Below are 18,843 nucleotides of genomic sequence, written 5' to 3' on the forward strand. Positions count from 1 at the left end.
ACAGATTCGGATTTACGCTATCGGGGGTCGATAAAGAGAGCGGGGACGGTCAACACCGGCAACCTGAAGCTCAAGGGGGATAAGCGCCAGGCGGGAGGCAACGCCACCGTCATTACGGTTATGGGGGACAAAAGCCATCACACTGACGCAGGCTGCGCCGCAGCAGCTTTGCTGGTTGTGATGTTCACGCTCGCACTCTGATACAGCTGCGTGACTGGCTGAGTGAGAAGTTTGCTGATGCTCACTTGCAGCGGAGCATTCCACCGTCATTGAGCTGTACGCAGAATGGTCAGTGACAGAAAAGGAGAATGTCTGCGAACCGGCAAACGCAAAGCTGCCTGCCAACAGCATAAAAATGCCGGGCAACAGGACTCTGAAAAAGCGTAAGCAACTGGAAGACATATCAATCCACTGACAATGAAAACCTGCCAAGAATAAACCTTTCCCCTGGGGGAAGGTCAAGCCCGCAGAACGATAAACAACAAAATACAGAAGGCTATCTATAATTTACTCAGGAACTGGCGCAACTCTCTCAGCGGAGCATTTCATGGCAATATCCCCGGATAAGGACAATAAGTTTAGCCACAATACCGGCAAAAATACCGGCAGTTTTATTCTTCGCTATAAGCTCATGATCTACGGTGGTCTTTTACTGGTCCTTCTTCTCATTACAGGTAACAGCCTCTACCTGAGCAGTCAATTCAGGTCGCAGTTACTCGGCGAAGAAAACCACCGCAGCCTGCAGACATTACTCACTCTCCGCCAAACAATCTCTGTTTCGCTCAACCATATCGGCAAGATGCAGTCTGCAGTGGTCACGGCCAGGAACTACCCACAACTCTCGCCTGAGAAAAGTGCTTACCAGTATCTTCTCGATAACTCTCCGGGGGCTCCTGAGGGTGCCCCCTTGGATAACCTTCGTTCCGACCTTAGGGAGAAAGCAGGCCAGCTGCTTATTCGCTCCGGCAGCCGTAACATAGAACCGGATGTCACTGCCCTGCTGAGTATGATGCCTGAAGTCGTCGCAACTCATCAGCAACATGCTGATTTTCAATGGAGCTACTACTACGATGCCGATCAGGTTTTAACTCAGGTATACCCCTGGGTCAGCGCCGAAGATCTGATGGCCGCCACCGGAACAACGACAATGGATGAGGCAATTGAGGTCATCTATCAGGCCGGAGGCACCTACCCGTTACAGCTGGTGGGCCCGCGGAGCAACCCTGACAGAGCCCGGGTCTGGACAACACCCTATATGGACGCTGGCGGGAAAGGCATGATGGTCTCACTGCTCTCCCCTGTCTATTATCAGCAGAAGTTTACCGGAGCGGTCGGCACGGACATCACACTGAAAGTACTGGATGCCATCCTTACTGAGAAGTATGGCGGGATTGCGAGGCTGGTGTTGGTTGATAAAAATGGTCTCGTTGTCGGAGACAGCGGCGGAGCCTTACAGGGTCAGACGGAGCCCGTTACTCACTTAAATGTGCTGTCGCAAATGGCGGTAGGTGCCACGCACACCGTCAGTCCGGGTGAGCTTCAGCAAAGCGACACCGGCTTCTGGTTGTCCCACCCTCTGGAAGGCACACCCTGGAATCTTGTCATGGAGATAAGCAACCAGCAAATCACTGATTACATCTGGCGGGCACTCACTCCCAACCTGATCATGGCCGGATTCTTTGCCACTCTGCTTGTTGTCGTGGTGCTTTATCAACACCACCAGTTCAGCCACCCGGCACTAAAGCTGGCCCGCTTTGTTGAGAGCCTGCCCGGCAGCGCAGCCCCTGCACTGCCATCTGTCCCGGAAAAATGGCAACACAGGTTTGAAAATGCACTTCAGGCAGAACGGGACCGGCGCGCTTATCTGGATACTATTGAGAAACAGACGCAGCAGTTGGAGATCCGGGTAGCAGAACGAACCCGGGAGCTTGAACAGGCACTGGAGACCCTCAAAACAGCACAGGATCAGCTCGTTCAGTCAGAAAAACTGGCCGCTCTGGGTTCCCTGGTCGCCGGTGTTGCTCATGAGCTTAATACCCCAATTGGTAATGCCCTGATGGTCGCGACATCGCTGAAAAGCATGAACAAGAACATGGCATCAACTATTGAAAAGGGCCTGCGCCGCTCAGACCTGGACAACTACATGACCAGGAATGACGAATCCGCCGACAGTATCGAAAAAAACCTGAACCGCGCCGCCGAATTGATCACCAGCTTCAAGCAGGTAGCGGTAGATCAGTCCAGCTACCGGCGAAGAGACTTTAATCTCAGTGAAACCCTGCATGAACTGGAAGTAACCATGGGACCACGACTGAGAAAAAACCAGATTAAACTCAGGCTCTCCTGTGACAGTTCAGTCATCATGAACAGCTTCCCGGGACCGCTTATCCAGGTGCTGATGAACCTGGTATCCAACTCGGCCACCCACGCCTTTCCCGACCAGGAAGACAGGCAGCTTCATATTGAGTGCCTTCCGGTTGATGACGACCACATCCGGATTGAAGTCAGGGACAACGGAACCGGCGTAGCAAAAGAGCACCTATCCCGTCTGTTTGAACCCTTTTTTACCACCCGGCTGGGACAGGGTGGCTCAGGGCTGGGGCTGCATATTGTGTACAACCTGGTTACCGGGATTCTGGGTGGAGAAGTTCAGGCCGGCAGCGAGGCGGGGGCAGGTACCAAAATCACCCTGACGCTGCCACTGGAAGCGCCCCCCACTGCCACTGCATAGTCAGGAGATATTAAGAAGCTGAAAACTGAGCACATTGCTGCCCGGATACTGTAGCAGCCACCATCATCCGGGCTTTGTATCTGCTGTGAAAGAACCACGCAACTCCGGCACTGGTTAACAGCGATACCGGCCCGATAATGAATGGGGAAACTCCGGACTCCCACAAAATAACGACAACTGCAACGTACATGGTGGCTCCGGCCATACTGCAAAACCAGAGTGCCCTTTTTTTATGCGTGAGGCCGCCATCCGCTCTGCCGGTCTTAATCATAAGCAGAATCCGCCAGGCCAGCATCATACCGGCAAATACGGCATAGACTCCCGGATCCGTCAGGTCCCCTATCTCCTTCCCGCTCAACAACGCAGCCAGCATATCCGTCAGCGATGCCGCCTGTCCGGCTTCGATATATACCGGAATTCCCGGCACAGAAAATAGAAAGTTCAGGCCAAATAGAACCAAAACCACAGTGCAAAAACCCAAAAACCAGGCAGCGATGTCTCTCATATTATCTCCGGTAAGGTGAGCGAATGACCAGGCAGCAAACTAACTGAAACTCTTATCATAAGTCCGTCATCGCAGCTCATTTCCCAGTCATCATCCGGCCAACCTTCACCTGATGCACCTTATTGAGGATTATTTGCCATTAATTACCAACAGGATTAGTTAAAATAATTCAGCTTCATTTAAAAACAAAAGGTTACACCACTTAAAACTGTTCACACCATGTCCCCACCGTCCATGGTCAAACAAGTACATCAAAAAAGCTAAATCACCTGACAACAGGAATGCCCCCGGCAAATCCTGAAATATTTGATAAAGTTAACGCTGTCAGCGTCTTTTTTGCCTTACGTTTACCTTAACAACCTCTGAATAAGGCAAACTGGCCGGTAGTTTTTCTCCGGTACCACTGGCATGACCATTACAATTAACGACCGCTACGAAGTCGATTTTGAAAACAACACCATTCTTTGCCTGAAAAACGGGCGGCAAAACGTACTCGGCGGTAACGAGTCGATGTTGCTGCAGCACTTCCTGCAGCACCCGGGTATCCCCCAGTCCCACCAGGCATTACTCGATGCAGTCTGGACCTCAAGAGGACTGATAGTCGATGAAGGCAGCCTCACCCAGGGGATATTCCAGTTAAGAAAAGCATTTGGAGACTCAGATAACACGCTGTTCAAAACTATAAGAGGGCGAGGTTATGTCTTCACCGGTCAAACCAGTAACCATCAGGCAAAACAAAAAATCACTGCGTTCAAATCTTGGCCGCTGGTGCTCTATCCGGTGTTCACAATGGTCATCGCAGCCCTGACCTGGGCCTTGCTGCAGTTTTTTAGTCCGGCAGTACTGCCTGCCGATTCCCACCTGATTGCCCGTCATTCACGCTGTACCGTAACAATGCCGGGTCAGTCTGAACCGGCAGTTCTGTCTGGTGTCGACCGATATCAGGCAAAAAACACCATTCTGCTGATAGCAGATGACGGAAAATCTGTCAGCTTCCCTCTGGACTACGAGGAGGCACACTGTGAGAACTAGTTTTCGACTTCTGCTCTGCGCAGGAACTGGGATTGTAATTGGCTGCGCACTGTTTTTTTCGGGAAGATATGCGCCTCTGTATGGTCACTGGCAGAGTCAGACCCGGCACATCTTTGCGCTACAGGATCAATATGACACTCTTGAGCTGCGTATCAACCTGGAACTGCGCAAGGACAATAAGTTCGACATAGAGATGATGGCCAGTCAGGATCTCGGCTACGCAGCACTCGGTAATTATGCGCTCATGAACAGTCGCTTTTCCCTGACGGTTGATCAACACCAGATCTTTGAACCGGACAGGCCATTAACTGTCGCCGAGAAGATGCTGACCAATATTGGCCGTTTTAATAATGACAGTCTTCTGCTGCTAAAGCGGAACGACAACCAGTTTCTGGTATTCAGTTACTACAGCGGCAGCCTGTATCAGGCCACAGATAAGCCCTGATCAAAGAAAGGGGCCTTTCGGCCCCGTTTTGGTATTACTGCAGATACGCATTCAGCATCCACATCAGTTTTTCCTGCTCACGGATGTAATCTCCCATCAGCGCTGCAGTACCCTCATCGCTGGCTTCACCCGCCTGCTCCAGGATAGCGCGCTGCTTTATCAGCAGCTCACCAAATCCGTCCACCAGCCCGGCAACACACTCTTTGCCTGCGTGGGCGTTTTGGTGCTCCGCAATACGGCTGACTTCCAGATAGCGGCTGAAAGAGTGGTCCGGCGTATGGCCAAGAGTCAGGATACGCTCTGCAATCTCATCGATTTTGGTCTGCAGGTCCGTGTAGATCTCTTCAAACTTGGCGTGCAGCTCAAAAAACTCAGCCCCTTTAATGTTCCAGTGGTAGCCGCGGGTGTTCATGTACAACACCTGATAGTGCGCCAGCAGGTCATTCAGCTCAGCCGAGATGGTTTGTGATTGGTTTGCGTCCAGTCCGATAAAATTGGTGTTCATAATCAGCCTCTTAAGTACTTTATTTAAGTTAATTCGTTTCGATGAGGCTATAGTAGCGCTGGACTTTTAAAAGGTATAAGCAGTTATAGCTATAAAAACAATAGGTATCAGCTATCAAACTTGATTTAAAAAAGGGCCTGAGTGATAACACCCAGACCCATACAGGTAAAACGGCGGCAACTCAGCCAGTCAGGCTTTTCAGCTTATCCCTTTGTTCCATAATCTGATTCATGGCATCGAGGTAGTGGTAGAGGCCCTCACCATTAATGTCTTCCAGGGTTAAAGATTCCCCCTGCTCCAGGTACATGCCTTTGACTCTCTCTTCCAGGCCTGTGGCCTGCAACAGTCGCATAAAATTTCCCTGATGACTGTTTTCAGTCTCAAGGATATGCTCCCGCAGCTGATCGTTGAGCTCATACAGCTCCGCTTCCTGCTCTGGCATTGATACCTGTGGAGAAAACTTATGATGCAGAATCAGACCCAGCAGATAAGAGAGCAATAAGCCCGCGACCGTCAGTACGGTTCCCAAATCAAACACCAGGCTGGCAATTATCACCAGCGCAGAGGTGCCGCCAACCCAGCCCAGCCGGTAGCCAATCTGCTTTATGCGCTGCTTTCGCTCAGCCTTTAGCAGTACCTGATTCAGCTCCAGAAGCCTGTCGCATCCGGGTTTAAGGTAACGGTCATATAGCTCGAAAACGGCATGGAGTTCATTGTGATTAAGGGAGAGGGCTGACTGCATAGGGTTACTTCCATAAGATCTGAGCACGTGAATCCGGTTAGCAGAGCGCTTCCCATGGAAAGTTTGGTACGCGATGGACAGAAGAGTCATGGGAAGCGGTTGTGTCACCCAATATAACCTTACAGGTGACGGGATTCTTCGCTCTGCAAACCAAAAACCCACGCTTCAAATAAACTAATTGGTGTAAATGGTTTTAATCCCGCCCAAAACTATCCTGCTCTCCCACCACGCTCAAATTACTTACTATGCACATAATGCATCTAATTCTTCAGTTTTTATCATTTGAGTCATAGACCGCCCGCCCGTAGACTTCGCGCTCGCTTAACTTTGGCTGCTCCGGCCACGCTTCTGACCGGTATCTGAGAGAACTTGTTATGTTTTCACAATCTGTCTTCGCTCAACTGGTTCGTATGCTGCTGGTTCTGATCCTGGCACTGGTTGCCCTGCATCAGTTTCCGTCGGTGTTCGAACTGTTCGCCTCTCAGGCGATGAGCTCTGGCTGTCATCAGCAAACCGAAGATGGTGCGCATAGCCACCATTCATCCCACCATCACCATTGAGATCAACATGAGTATTTTTCGTTTTCCTTTTGTAGTTTGGTCAGGCATAGGGATTATGCTGATTTGCCTTGGGATCAGGCAGTCGTTTGGTATTTTCATGGCTCCGGTCAGTGAGTTTTTTCACACCGGCCGCGAGTTCTTCAGCTTCGCAATTGCACTGCAAAACCTGCTGTTTGGCCTGTTCCAGCCCTTTGTTGGCATGGCGGCCGATAAATGGGGTCCCAAACGGATCATTGTATTGGGGGCTGTGAGCTACGGGCTGGGTCTGTACCTGACTTCCATCGCTGCTGCTCCGGGAATGCTTTACCTTTCCCTCGGCGTTCTGGTTGGACTGGGCCTGAGTGGTACCAGCTATGTGATTGTGCTCGGGGCGATTGCCAAAGTGGTCCCGGCCAAACACGCCGCCAAAGCCTTTGGCCTGACTTCTGCCATGGGCTCGTTTGGCATGTTCGCCATGATCCCCGGTGCGCAGTACCTGCTGAGCCATTATGACTGGCAGTACGCCATGCAGGTATTTGCCCTGATGTGCAGCCTGATGATCGCGTTTGCAGCCTTTATGAACACCAACAGCGATGCAGGTGATACCACCAGCCAACAGCAGCAGGAAAACCAGACGCTCAGCCAGGCACTGCAGGAGGCATTTCGCCACCGTGGCTACTGGCTGATCCATGCCGGCTTCTTTGTTTGTGGCTTTCATGTGATGTTTATTGCGACCCACCTGCCAAGTTACCTGGCAGATCAGCACCTGCCTGCTTCTGCTGGTGCGATGGCGCTGGCTTATGTCGGCATCTTCAATATCTTTGGTTCTTATTTCTGGGGAGTAATGGGTGACCGGTTCAACAAACGCCATGTGATGAGCGCACTCTACCTGTTCCGCACCATCACGATTGGCGCTTTTGTTACCCTGCCGATCACAGAGCACACGGCGGCGCTGTTTGGTGGTGCGATTGGATTTTGCTGGCTGGGTACCGTTCCGCTGACCTCAGGACTGGTGCGGCAGATTTTTGGCCCGCGTTACCTGTCTACCCTTTACGGGCTGGTATTTTTCACCCACCAGGTGGGCAGCTTCCTCGGTGCCTGGGCCGGTGGCCGTATCTACGACTACTACGGCAGTTATGAGCCAATCTGGTGGTCAACCGTGGCCATGGCCTTTATCGCGGCGATTCTGCACCTGCCGATTGACGACCGGCCAGTGCTGAGACTCAGACCGGCTTAGGAATCCGTCCCAGCTGGAGAAACAGAGATAGCGGGATAGCTCCCGCTATCAACTCTCTTGCTGGCTGTTACCGGTGATTTTTGCCATCACCAACAGTGATCCAGATCACATAAACGTGCAATTAATTCAGTCACCTTAGCCCCGTAAAAGTGATCCTGAGCAGGTATTTTGTTATCAAAACTCATGATGTGCCACCTGGATTGTTAAATCAATTCAACCCGCTTCTTACTCTGCCCTGATAGCATTTCAGACACTGATACCTGTTGAATTTTCAGCCATTCCCTCAGGTCTGTACATGACGCAAACGTTTTATATAGAATCTGCGCACCTTTTATATCGACTCGTTTTGGCCGCGATAAAGCCCGAATTTGTCGTCCAATTTCAGAAAGCAGACTATGAACCAACTAACCAAAGCCATGCTGGCGACCAGCATGGCCTTCGCTATGGCTGGCTGTAACAGCAGCAACGAAGAGTCGCAGGCTGACACCTCTGTTCGTGCGATTCAGGAATGTCAGACTTTTGTCTCAGCTCCGGACGTTATCGTTAAAGGTGACGCAAACGCAGAACTTGATGAACTGACCATTACCCTGGCAGCAACCGGTGATATGCACGGTCGTATTTTTTCTCACGACTACGCAACCAACAACACGGATAACAACGCGGGTTACACCAAGATTGCGTCAATCCTGAACAGCGAGCGTAAGAAAGATCCGAACCTGATCATGATTGACCTGGGTGATGCAGTTCAGGGTAACTCTGCTGAACTGTTCAACGACCTGCCGGTACACCCGGTGGTAGAAACGCTGAACAGCATGAACTACGACGTATGGGTACCGGGTAACCACGAGTTCGACTTCGAGCGCTCGTTCCTGGACCGTAACCTGACCAACTTCAACGGCTCTGTGATCTCTTCAAACATCATTTGGGATCAGAACTCAGACGCCTGTAAGACCAACGGCAAGGAAATCCCGTTCCTGCGTGGTTTCCAGATCTTTAACGTCAATGGTGCCAAAGTTGCAGTCGTTGGCCTGACTCCTTCAATGGTAACCAGCTGGCAGGCATCTTCTCCACAGAACTTCCGTAACCTGGGCTTCAAAGAAGAGATCAGCGCGGTACGTGATGCGGTGGATGCGGCCATTGAGAAATACCAGCCGGATGTTGTAATCGGTGCCCTTCACTATGGTCGTAAAGACTTTGGTAAAGGCGTTCACATGATCGCTGAGCAACTGGGTGACCGCTTCGACGTTATCTTCAACGGCCACGAGCACTCCAAACACATCGAGCGCGTTTACGCTGACCGTGTAGACAACATCTCCCTTGAAGCTCAAAACGAGCAGGAGACCACTGACCGTGAGTTCAACCCGGTTTACAACCACGAGAACCGCGCAGACAGCGTTAAAGTGATCGAACCAGGCAACTGGGGCTGGGCACTGGCTAAAGCGGAAATCAAACTGATCAAAAACGCTGCCGGTAAGTGGCAGATCCAGGATACTGCGCTCAGCAACCTTAAAGTGGCTGACGTTGAGCAGGATGAAAACCTGTCAGACAAGATGAAGTGGGCTCACGAAGCCGCTTACAATGCTGCAGAAAGCGAGATTGGTAAAGTTGAAGGTAACTTCACGCGCAACGGTGAAGACCGTGGTGAGCTGAACGGCGGCGCAGATACTGCAACAGCGGAAGACATCGTTCAGACTAAAGACGGTGGCCGTCTTTACACCACTATTCATATCGCGAAAACCGCCGATATGCCGGTCGTTAACCTGATCAACCAGATTCAGATCATGAATGTGGAAGAGAAAGCGGTGGACGAAAACAACCAGCCCCTGAACCTGAAAGTTGACGTTTCAGCGGCCGCTCTGTTTGCGAACCACTCTAACCTGAAAGATGGTGAGACCTACCGCAGCAAAGACAGTGCGAAGCTCTACAAGTACGACAACCAGCTGGTTGCGGTTAAGATCCGCGGTGACAAACTGAAAGAGTACATGGAGTGGTCATACTCCTACCTGAACCAGTGGAAAGAAGGCGATATCACTGTTTCCTTCAACACCAATGCGCGTTCATATAACTACGACCACTTTGCCGGCGACATTCAGTACTCGGTCGATATCTCCAAACCAGCAGGTGAGCGAATTGAGATTAAACAAATCTCAGGCAAACCGTTCGACCCGATGAAGAAGTACGTGGCCGCAGTCAACGACTACCGTTATGCCTCTACCCTTCTGCCAAACCACTGGGTACTGAAAGAAGACATGCTGTGGATCTCTGCCAACGAACAGATTTACGCGGTACGCGATATGCTGACCAGGTACGTTGCTGACAACAAGGTTCTGAAAGCCAAAGATTTCTACTCTTCAAACTGGTACATCAAGCAGGTCGGTAAGATGGACAAGTCTGGTCAGTGGACTGAAAAAGGCGACATTCTGAAGGCCCGTGAAGGCGAAGGTAAAGCACTCTGGACTGCCCTGCAGAACAAAGAAGTGTGTGTCGTACGTGGCGAGAACCGTGACAAGTCAATTGATCGCGCGGTGAACTACAAAGACCAGAGCAGTTACTTTGCCAACCCAACGCAAAGCTACGAAGGCTGTTCTTACGACAACCAGCGTAAATCGCTTTAATCGCAACCGGTAAATAAAAGGGCAGCTCTGACTGCCCTTTTCAATCTGAAACTATGAAACGATTTTTTTTCCCAGGCTTAGTGTTTGTTGTCTCTACAGCGATCTTTGTAATGTCTCCGGTTTGGTCGGAAAGCTTCCGCCCGGCTAAGGTATACAACCAGGAGTTCGTTGCAGCGACAGTGACTGACGTGCCTGTACAAAACGTTCGTCCGGATCCTAAAGTCCCGTCGATACAGACAGGTACTCAAACCGTTATCGCCACCATCGATGGTGAGCCTCTGCGTTCGGTACAGGTAGAAAACAGCCTCAGCCGCCTGCACAACACCCACCTGAAGCCTGGTGATGACTTTATCCTGCTGGTGAGGGACAGTGGCAAAGAACTGCTCTACTGGGTTTACAACCATGACCGGGCCCCGGCTATCTACCTGATGCTGGCATTGCTTATCGCACTGGTGGTCATCTTTGGCGGCGCTCAGGGGGTGAACTCTCTGATTTCACTCTATTTTACAGCAGCGCTGATCATTGGCGTGTTAATCCCCGGATTGTTTGCAGGCTGGAACCCGGTCATGCTGGCGCTGGGGTTAATTTCACTGAAAGTAATCGTCAGTTTTGCGCTGATCACCGGATGGAACAAGAAGTCGCTGGTCTCCATTTTGGGCACCATTCTGGGCCTTGTTGCTGCTGGTATCAGTGCCCAGCTGTTTGGTGAGATGGCACACCTGAACGGCTTATACCTGGACAAAGGGGAAGACCTGCTGTATCTCGGTGGCGCCCACCAGATTCAGGTACGCTGGCTGCTCTTTGTTGCGATTATGATTTCGGCGCTGGGCGCGGTGATGGACGTTGCGATCTCGATTGCTTCCTCTTATCAGGAGCTGATGGAAGCGAACCCGGAACAGTGCCCTCAGGAGCGAATGGTGGCAACCATGCGAATCGGCCGGGATATTCTGGGCACGATGACCAACACCCTTATCCTGGCCTTTGTCGGCTCTTCATTAACTACCATGATGATGATCTGGGGCTTTCAGATGCCGCATGAGCAGTTTATTAATATTCCTTCCATCGGCCTCGCTGTTATTCACGGGCTGGCAGGAAGCATCGGCCTCACCCTGACGATTCCGTTAACTGCCATATTGTGTAAATGGGTATACCGGCAGCAGCCTGAGTATGAGCTGTCTGTACAGTAATTACGGAATGAACATCAGTTAATGCGGCACATGCTTCTTTCGGCAGCATGTGCCTTTTTTATCCCCCCCCGGTTCGGCCTTATAAATCTCAACCCTCCGGTCAACTCTTTCCCGAACTCTCATCCCCCCTCCCTGGAAGCATATCAATTATTTGCTACTTTGCCCTGAGTCGAAAACTGGCACGAAAAGCGGCGGGACCTTATTTGTCGTGAATCAAAAAAATAATAACAACTTTATTAAATAAGCATTATTAACAACTTACTGTTACAGCATTTTCTTATATACAACCCGAACTACCGGCTGATTGTTTTTTAAACCAGAATCACACATTCACGGAATTTATAAATATCACAATAAAAACTGAGTTAGGATTGCCGCGTAAATTAACTCAAGAGGTTGATTTACATCTAATAATAAACAAAAGGATATAACATGAACAAAGTTGCGAGTTCATTCTTCGCCTTAAGTTTGCTGGCGGCGTCCGGTTCTGCGTGTTATGCGTCTGACCTTAATCAAACCGACCCTGTGGCGGATCTGTTCCAGTCCTCTACCCCCTGGTTCCAGCAGGAATGCCACCTGTACGGCCCGCAGGAAAACGTTCCTGCGAACTGTAATTACTACGTCTTAAACCTGGCTGAAATGAGCGCTGATGAGAGAAGAGCCTTCACTTCTGAGCTGTTAGGGCTTGGTGTGGACAGTAAGTATGTACTGGTTACAAAGCCTGGCGATATTGATAAACGGGGCATCTATCTTCTTGATACCCCTGATACTGAGTACCTCCTGTCGAGCCTGGAAACTGAGCTCAATAAGCGAAGCCGGAGCAAAAGGTCGGTCTCTCAGGACAGTGGCAATGTGATGGAATTTATCGTCCACAGACGCTTCAATGTCGAAAGGCAGGGGAAAGGCAATGTCACGCTGAAATACAAAATTCGTTATTACAGCAAGTCTCCTTTCTACGCCCGATCCGGCGACAAAGACAAGTATGTGGAAATCATTCTGGCAGAAGGTTCCGGTGTCGATATGGGACTGGCTGACAGTTGGTCAGATATTTACCGCCGCTGGAATCACAACAGCAACACCAACTATGTCTATAAAGAGTACCTGGACGCTATTGATGTCGGTATTAAAATTAACGACAGCGCCAAACTCGCTTCCGGCCAGATTTATTTAAATGACCTCTACCCGAGAATGCAGGACCAGGTGGAATCCAAAATCGAGAAAGAAACCACCACCAGCATTAAAGTCGGCCTGGGCTTTTCTCCCAAGATCCCAATCAAAGATATTGAATACTCATTCAGCGATAAATACAGCATCACCAATAAAAAGCAGTTTGGACTGGTCGCAAAAACCAATAAAGACGGCTACAACATCAAATACGTGAACAACAAATATGGTTCATCTGTCGACCCTGAACACGGCTTCTGTGATTTGGGTACCGCGGATGGCTGGTGCTGGGACTACGACGAGCGTCGCGGTAACCCGTGGAACTTCGATAAACTGAAGCAAAACAACTCGCTGGCAGTCAGCGGCCTGCGGCCTGACTTTGTCGCCAAAATAGCAGCAAAAGAGGGAACCAGTGGCTCTTCTGACATCGTGGTAAAAACCACAGTGGACAGCCTGGCGCTGTTTGGTCATAACCGCTGGATCATTGGCCGCCGTTACGCCTCCGGCAGCCAGTTGTGGAACGACTCCGGCAGCAACTCAAGCTGGAAAACCGGCCGTGACTTTGAAAAGCTGACTTACTCCGATCAGTTTACCGTAACCGTCGACTGGAACAGCCCATGGTTCCTGGGCGCTGATGCGGTAACCATCAAGTCAACTTACCTGAGCCAGGACAACGCACAGTGTCTGACGGTTGTCGGCAACAGCGGACTGCAGTTTAAAGACTGTGTCGATGGTTCCAAATCTCAGTCGTTTGTTTACGACCAGGAGAAAAGATACCGCAGCGTTGCCAATATCAACCAGTGTCTGGAAACTGCAAACGGTCAGCTGACGCTGAGCTCTGACTGCAGGGACGACTTTGCGCGCAATACCCAGATCTGGTACTGGCAGGAGCCAAATGGCTTTGCCAATGATGTGCTCTATACGGTGAACTACGACCGGACCATCAATGCGATAGACGCATCCACCTCAGTGCCTGGCGTGCTTGTTCTCGGTGATTCAGAAAACAAGCCGGACAGCGTGCTCTACACCAGCCGCTTTACGGACTTCAGTACCATCAAACCTTAAAGCCCGGCAGCCGCTCACTGACCGGTGAGCGGCTTCTCCTATCTTTCTTATCTCTCTTACCTGACGATGCTTAACCTGGCACAACCTGACGATTTTGTGACAAAGCCAGCCACGCAGGCTACAGAAATACTGTTAGGCTACAAAATCCATCACCAGCTGAGAACACGCTATGATTTTAATTACCGGCGCAGGCAGTGGCCTGGGCGCAGCCCTTGCAAAACAATATGATCAGGCAGGTCAGCCTTTGACCCTGCTCGGACGCAGTCAGAATAAACTGGATAAGGTGCAGGCAAGCCTTACTCAGCAAGCAACAACTGTCAGTGTCGATATGGCCGATGCAGAGCAGGTTTCGCGCGTGTTTGATGAACTGGAACAACCACCGGCAAAAGTGATCCATTGCGCAGGCAGTGGTCTGTTTGGTGCGTTCGAAGAGCAGGACCCGCAGGCGATTGAGCAGCTTATCCGGAACAACCTTTCCACCACGGTTAACCTTCTGCAGCAACTGGTGCGTCGCTACCAGGATCAGCCCGTCCAGGTTGCAATCGTAATGTCCACCGCCGCCCAGCAGGCCAAAGCCGGAGAGACTACCTATTGTGCGGTCAAATGGGCCGTTCGCGGACTGGTGGAATCACTGCGGCTGGAACTGAAAGGCAAACCGATGAAGCTGATTTCGGTCTGCCCCGGAGGAATGGCGACCGACTTCTGGCCAACCAGTGGCAAGGCGCTGGATACTTCAAGATTTATGACAGCAGATGAAGCAGCAGCCATGATGGTGAGCGCGCTGCAAAGCACTGAACACGGCTTTGTTTCGGATATCACGATTAATCGCGGCTGATGCTCAGTTAAAGACATTCCCGGCACCAGTGAAAGGGCTGGAACCATGACCCCTTCACTGCTCGCCAGAAACCGAAAACCGGTTTCTTACAAACTCCTCATAGCCGGGGATTCCCGCAGCGATAAACCGGTTAAACTCTTCGATGATCTCCGGGTGCTTTATGGTGGAGAGATGGTATGTGCCATTTACATGCGGATGCGCCGGGTCAAACACCGCCATTCCCGGCTGACTGATGACTACTGACTGATAGTAATCGGCAACAGCAGTATTGAAGTAAATACCATCAACCCGCCCCAGGCCAAGCATACTGAAAAGCTGCTTAAGTGAATTAAGCTCGACCCGTTTTGTCTTCCCGGACAGGAAGTCAGCATCATAATCGGTGGTAATGGTGAAACCACGAAGAGTACCGAGCTTTTCAAGCTTCCCCTGCCCGGCTTCCCCGGCCCTTACCATTACGCCGTTGGTATAGCACATCACCTCGACACTGTAAGTAATATCAAAATTCACCTTCTTATCTGTATCCCACTCAGGCGTGGCGGGAAACTTAAAGTCCAGATTGCCATCCAGAAACTCGAGAATCAGCCGCTTCACAGGATACGGCTTATAGACAAACGTATGGCCCGAATGCTCTTCAAAGCGATCCATCACGTATCTGGCGTAACCTTTGTAGTCACCATCTTCATAGAAGTAGAGCGGGTAATAATCGAGCTCTTCCACGCCAATGATGTATTCCTTGCTTTGGGCAGGAGAAGAAACAAAGAATGTGCATGCCGCAGCAAATGATAAAAAAGGGATGATTTTCATGGGCATGTTCGCTTATGGATGTATCTGTTAATAACAGAATAGACCATAGCAGACAGAACGGCTTTGTGGTGCTCTGCCAGGCAGAGCCTGAGTAAAAAGTCCTCAGAGTCAGCCAGAGTTTTTGAGCCATTTACATGCGGATGCGTCGGTTCAAACACAGCCATACCCGGCACACTAACAAATTCAGCTACTGATTTGAGCTAAAAAGTATGAAGAAGATCAATATTTCGCCTGATTCCATTGCATCCATAATTGGTTCGATGTAATACTAATCACCAAGTTGATCAGGTGTCGGTGTTAATCCGATATAAAAGCGCCTGATTAGTAATTTGCCCTTAATACACGGAATTATTGTTATGACACGTAAGCAGTTTTACGTAGAGTTGAATGACAACGTACTTGATAACCCATCTCGTCGTAGTTTCTTCAAAAAAGCTGGCGGCGCGGCTGCCCTGACGATGGCAGCGAGCCCAATCGCACAAGCGGTAGGGAACACAACCCCTGGTGATGCTCGTAACGTAAAAGGCAAACTCGTGCTTTACGTTAACGGTAAGGTTTACCAGGGCGATAAGGTCAGGCAAAGCTGGGCTGAAGCATTCGCTGTTAAAGGCGACAAGTTTGTACAGATCGGTACAACTGAAGAAATCCTGAAACTACGTCAGAAAGACACGCTCGTTGTTGACCTGCGTGGCCACACGGTTGTTCCGGGTCTGATCGATGACCACATGCACCCTGAGATGTGTGCAGAGCAGCACAGCAACGTAATCATCGATGAAACAGCGACAACTTACGAAGAATTCAAAGAAATTATCGCAAAAGAGCTGCGTGAGCACCCTGAGCGCGAGTGGGTATTTGGTGCAAACCTTGACTACTTGTGGGATGACGGCAGCAACATCAAGATGTTCGGCCAACCTTCTCACAAGAAGATCATCGATGCTCTGATTCCTGACAAACCCGCATTCTTCTGGGAAGCATCTGGTCACGCAGCACTAGTTAACTCCAAAGCTCTGGAGGTTTGCGGCATTACAAAAGACAGCCCGGATCCGGTGGGTGGTCATTACGTGAAAGATGAAAATGGCGAGCCTACCGGTGTTTTACGTGAGCTGGCGGCACACGTTGTATGGGAGAAGTTCCTGCTGACATTGCCTAAACCAGAAGTTCTGGCGAACGAGCAGCTAAAACCAATCTTTAGCTACATAAACAGCTACGGCCTGACCTCAGTCACCGAACCATGGTCTCGTGAAATGTACGGCCGCGCATACAAATACATGGACGACAACAACGACCTAACGGTACGCCTGACTACTTATGCAACCGACGTGGTGGACTTTGCTACTGAAGATCTGCAAAACCTTGCGAAGCATTACATCCACAACCACAAAGACTACTCTGGCAACATGGTTCAGCTTGTGGGTGTTAAGTATATCCTTGATGGGGCAGCAGCAGGTCAAACAGCGGTTGTTGTTGAACCATATGAAGGTACGAAAGACTACCACGGTCCCTGGCGGAATACTCCTGAGCAATACCGTGAAGGCCTGCACCGCTATGACGAAATGGGGCTGGTTGTACACGCACACTGCGCAGGTGATGGCGCAGCACGCATGGTTATCGACGCCGTTGAAGAGCTGCGTAAAAAACCTGGCAACAACGCTGACAAACTACAGCACCGTATTGCGCACACTGCAATGATCCACCCTGATGACATCCACAGAATCGCAGAAAACAACATCTGGGCTGAGTTCTCGCCAGTATTCTGGTACGACATGGCAGCAACCAAAATTGCTGCACAAGACCTTGGTGAGCACCGCATTCACAAGTACTTCTTCCCTGTTAAGCCTATCGTAGACACAGGTGCATCTGTCTCTATCGGTACTGACTGGGCGGTAACGCCGGTTAACCCATGGGTTGCACTGGAAACTATCGTCACACGTCGTGGCCCGGGCCTGACTGAAGGCCCAACGCTGAACGCAGAAGAGCACGCTATTCCGCTGGAAACTGCATTCTGGATGTACACTCAAGGTGGCGCAGACAGCCAGAAGCTTGGTGACAAGATCGGCTCAATCTCTGTTGGTAAGTTTGCAGACTTCGCAGTACTGGATCAGAACATCTTTGAAGTGCCAATCACTGAGGTTCATAAAACCAAAGCTCTGAGCACAGTAGTTGGCGGTCAGGACGTTTACCTGAGCTCACGAGTTGAAGAACTGATCGATATGAGCCAGCTGGAAGGTAAATACGCAAACCAGAAAATGACGTTTGCAACTAACGGTCGTAATATCTGCTAAATCTGGCTTAGATTGACCAAATTAGCCCCTCGCATTGTCAGAGAAAGATGCGAGGGGTTCGGTGTATTTAGGGCCAACCCATTACTAACTCTTTTTCAGATTGATGCCTTCTTAACATCGCATAAAGACTCCATTGACCTAGCCGTTACTCACATTGAGTCACATCAAATCCGTCTCGCTTCACGCGTTCGATGAGATTGAAAATATTGCCCATCCCCCACTGATTGGAAATAGCGATAACTTCACCCGACTCCAATTCGATTTGATGCTCTTCTTTGATGTGAAAACGCTTGTAGCGCTTTTCAGGAATGTCAGACACCAATGCAAATACAGACTTCCTCAACACCCCATTAAAAGCTTCCTGTAGCTGCTCTAGGCTCTGCGGGTTGTACTTCTCTATCCAATCACTTAACAGCGCGTAAGATAGGTGACGCTTGTTATAAGTGTTACCGTTGTAAGAATAGACCGAGTAATCTTTATCTACGTACTTACTACTGGCTTTTTGTTCAGCTCGTTTCTCGCGAAATTTTACCTGATACTCTTCAAGCTCCGGAACTGGAATGATTTGCTCAGCATTTATCAGCACGTCTTCTTTGTAGCGGTAAGGAGCTAAACGAACGCAACTGATGTCGATACCTTTATCGCGAAGCCAGAGCACTGATGTAGTAAGCTCTTTACCAAAGTCGGCAGATGCCAGAACGATACGAACGTCATTACCGAAGTCATCTAAGCTACTTTCATCAAGATCAACAAACTCCAGCAGGCTTTCACGGGCGTCAATATCTAAGCCTTCTTTATCTATGTAGCGTTCATAGTATTCACACGCTTTTTCAAACGTCATGGTAGAGATCATGGCTGCGTAACGCAGCGCTTGAAGTTCCATATGAGCACCCACCTCATCACGCTTTAGTTCAATAACAACCAAGTTCGCATTTTTGTCGATTGCTAACAGATCAATACGACGACGACTATCTTCCCAATCGGAGAACTCTTCAGAAATCACCAAACAGTCAAGGGCGATAGCATCAATGCAACCTTTGAGGGCTTCTTGCAAATCCTGACGCTCTTGCAAGCCTTCAGCTGCAAATGTTGTTGGCTTTAAAGCGGTGAGATTTTTGTTCGCTATGTTATATAAACTCATAAGGACTCCTCATT

The 18,843-nt window shown here is 50.1% G+C and carries 16 protein-coding genes; 10 read left to right on the plus strand and 6 right to left on the minus strand.

All coding sequences use genetic code 11. From position 1 onward, the window contains the following. Window positions 1-12 precede the first annotated feature (12 nt). A complete protein-coding gene (locus ACVB80_RS05330) occupies window positions 13-351 on the minus strand; it encodes a hypothetical protein (RefSeq protein WP_481080233.1) in 339 nt (112 codons plus the stop codon). Between the two features lie 196 nt (window positions 352-547). On the opposite strand from ACVB80_RS05330, the gene ACVB80_RS05335 reads away from it, so the two are divergent. After that, window positions 548-2,731 carry a sensor histidine kinase gene (locus ACVB80_RS05335; RefSeq protein WP_481080234.1) on the plus strand — a complete coding sequence of 728 codons (2,184 nt, stop codon included), beginning with the start codon at window positions 548-550 and terminating at the stop codon, window positions 2,729-2,731. A 10-nt stretch (window positions 2,732-2,741) separates the two neighbouring features. Here the strand turns inward: ACVB80_RS05335 and ACVB80_RS05340 are convergent, their stop codons facing one another. Then, the gene (locus ACVB80_RS05340; protein ID WP_481080235.1) at window positions 2,742-3,236 is read right to left on the minus strand and encodes a hypothetical protein; all 495 of its coding nucleotides are present in this window, start codon (window positions 3,234-3,236) and stop codon (window positions 2,742-2,744) included. 408 nt (window positions 3,237-3,644) lie between these two features. Here ACVB80_RS05340 and ACVB80_RS05345 point away from each other — a divergent pair, with 408 nt between their 5' ends. Beyond that, the gene (locus ACVB80_RS05345; RefSeq protein ID WP_481080236.1) at window positions 3,645-4,268 is read left to right on the plus strand and encodes a winged helix-turn-helix domain-containing protein; all 624 of its coding nucleotides are present in this window, start codon (window positions 3,645-3,647) and stop codon (window positions 4,266-4,268) included. Further along, entirely contained in the window at window positions 4,258-4,713 is a 456-nt protein-coding gene (locus ACVB80_RS05350) for a hypothetical protein (protein ID WP_481080237.1), read from the plus strand. Before ACVB80_RS05345 ends, ACVB80_RS05350 begins: the two co-directional genes overlap by 11 nt. A 34-nt stretch (window positions 4,714-4,747) precedes the next feature. Here the strand turns inward: ACVB80_RS05350 and ACVB80_RS05355 are convergent, their stop codons facing one another. Both ACVB80_RS05355 and ACVB80_RS05360 read right to left on the minus strand, forming a co-directional pair. Beyond that, window positions 4,748-5,218, minus strand: a complete 471-nt coding sequence (locus ACVB80_RS05355; RefSeq protein WP_481080238.1) for a Dps family protein — start codon at window positions 5,216-5,218, stop codon at window positions 4,748-4,750. 181 nt (window positions 5,219-5,399) lie between these two features. After that, complete coding sequence (locus ACVB80_RS05360; RefSeq protein WP_481080239.1) at window positions 5,400-5,960, minus strand: hypothetical protein; 561 nt, start codon at window positions 5,958-5,960, stop codon at window positions 5,400-5,402. A 374-nt stretch (window positions 5,961-6,334) separates the two neighbouring features. Between ACVB80_RS05360 and ACVB80_RS05365 the strand changes: the two genes are divergently transcribed. The 6 genes from ACVB80_RS05365 to ACVB80_RS05390 all read left to right on the plus strand — a co-directional run bounded on the left by ACVB80_RS05365 (window position 6,335) and on the right by ACVB80_RS05390 (window position 14,602). After that, a complete protein-coding gene (locus ACVB80_RS05365) occupies window positions 6,335-6,520 on the plus strand; it encodes a hypothetical protein (protein ID WP_481080240.1) in 186 nt (61 codons plus the stop codon). 7 nt (window positions 6,521-6,527) lie between these two features. Continuing rightward, window positions 6,528-7,736 (plus strand): MFS transporter, encoded by a 1,209-nt coding sequence (locus tag ACVB80_RS05370; RefSeq protein ID WP_481080241.1) that lies wholly within the window; start codon window positions 6,528-6,530, stop codon window positions 7,734-7,736. Window positions 7,737-8,131: 395 nt separating this feature from the next. Further along, complete coding sequence (locus ACVB80_RS05375) at window positions 8,132-10,351, plus strand: bifunctional metallophosphatase/5'-nucleotidase (protein ID WP_481080242.1); 2,220 nt, start codon at window positions 8,132-8,134, stop codon at window positions 10,349-10,351. A gap of 110 nt (window positions 10,352-10,461) precedes the next feature. After that, complete coding sequence (locus tag ACVB80_RS05380; protein ID WP_481080243.1) at window positions 10,462-11,538, plus strand: YibE/F family protein; 1,077 nt, start codon at window positions 10,462-10,464, stop codon at window positions 11,536-11,538. Between the two features lie 432 nt (window positions 11,539-11,970). After that, on the plus strand, window positions 11,971-13,767 hold the full coding sequence (locus ACVB80_RS05385; RefSeq protein WP_481080244.1) for a hypothetical protein: 1,797 nt from the start codon (window positions 11,971-11,973) through the stop codon (window positions 13,765-13,767). A gap of 169 nt (window positions 13,768-13,936) precedes the next feature. After that, window positions 13,937-14,602: an SDR family NAD(P)-dependent oxidoreductase gene (locus ACVB80_RS05390; protein ID WP_481080245.1), complete on the plus strand. Its 666-nt coding sequence runs from the start codon at window positions 13,937-13,939 to the stop codon at window positions 14,600-14,602. A 54-nt stretch (window positions 14,603-14,656) separates the two neighbouring features. Here ACVB80_RS05390 and ACVB80_RS05395 read toward each other — a convergent pair whose 3' ends face one another. Further along, on the minus strand, window positions 14,657-15,406 hold the full coding sequence (locus ACVB80_RS05395) for a substrate-binding periplasmic protein (protein WP_481080246.1): 750 nt from the start codon (window positions 15,404-15,406) through the stop codon (window positions 14,657-14,659). Window positions 15,407-15,762: 356 nt separating this feature from the next. Between ACVB80_RS05395 and ACVB80_RS05400 the strand changes: the two genes are divergently transcribed. Then, a complete protein-coding gene (locus ACVB80_RS05400; protein WP_481080247.1) occupies window positions 15,763-17,688 on the plus strand; it encodes an amidohydrolase in 1,926 nt (641 codons plus the stop codon). A gap of 145 nt (window positions 17,689-17,833) precedes the next feature. Here the strand turns inward: ACVB80_RS05400 and ACVB80_RS05405 are convergent, their stop codons facing one another. After that, window positions 17,834-18,829 carry a hypothetical protein gene (locus tag ACVB80_RS05405; RefSeq protein WP_481080248.1) on the minus strand — a complete coding sequence of 332 codons (996 nt, stop codon included), beginning with the start codon at window positions 18,827-18,829 and terminating at the stop codon, window positions 17,834-17,836. Between the last annotated feature and the right edge of the window lie 14 nt (window positions 18,830-18,843).

This window comes from Vibrio sp. 9-16B-A1 (assembly GCF_056726165.1).